The 984-nt window shown below is 74.9% G+C and carries 1 pseudogene; it reads left to right on the top strand.

Features of this window, described 5'->3' with window-relative positions:
- Nucleotides 1–984 (top strand): annotated as a pseudogene (locus tag AC27KI_RS25800) (ATP-dependent helicase); the annotation flags it as partial.

Genomic DNA, 984 nt, shown 5'->3' with positions numbered 1-984 from the left:
CGATTCCAGCCGCGCATCACGCTGCAGACGCTGGGCCGTGGCGACGGCCTGCTGGGCCTGCGGCCCCACGGGCCGATCGGCCCGCGCGGCGACCAGGTCACGCTGGCCCGCATCGACTGGACCTACCGCACGCTGGATGGCGCCGCCTGGGAAACGCCCGCCCCCACCTCGGTGCTCAACAGCCGCCCGCCGGCCGTGCAGGAGCTGTACGACACCGGCGGCCCCGTGCTGCGCCTGCAGCGCGATGGGGCGGCCGAGGCAGACGCCATCGACCTCGTGCGCGACCTGGGCCTGCTGCCGGTGCCCGAAACGGCCTTGCAGTGGCGCGACCGTGCGGGTGCTCCCGTGCTGGGCCCTGTCTGGACGCTGCCGCAGGAGGCCGCCTTCGGCGACTTCTGGGCCGAGCAGGTGCCGCGCCTGCAGGCCCACGGCTGGGCCGTGTCGGTACTGCCCGGCTTCGCGCACGAGAGCGTTCCCGTGCAGCGCTTGACGCTGCGCCTCGATCCCGACACCGGCGAGCTGCTGGGCAAGGACCTCGCCGGCCCGCTCGGCCCGCGCGAACGCCCGGTGCAAAAGCTGCATCTGCCCGAACGCGAAGGGGCCTGGCTGCTGAGCCTGGGCATCGAGGTAGACGGCGAAACGCTGGACTTGGCGCCCCTGCTGGCCGATCTGCTCCGGCGCGACCCGCGCTGGCTGAACGCCGCGCAGATGGCCGCCATCGACGACCACGCCACCGTCTCGCTGCGCGCGCCCGGCGGGCGCCGCATCGATGCGCCCGCGGCGCCGCTCAAGGCCATCGTCGGCGCGATGGTGGACCTGCTTACCGATCCGCTGCGCAACGCCGGCCGGCAGCGCCAGGACGGCGACCCGCTGCGCCTGGGGCCCTGGGAGATGCGGCGCATCGAGGCCCTGCGCGCGGGCCTGGTGCAAGCGCACCGCGTGGGCACGGTCAGCGGCTGGGACAACGGCTGGCAGCTGCAGGGC

It is taken from the genome of Acidovorax sp. KPB24-03, assembly GCF_057546605.1.
This window is presented reverse-complemented; position numbering and strand designations above follow the sequence as displayed.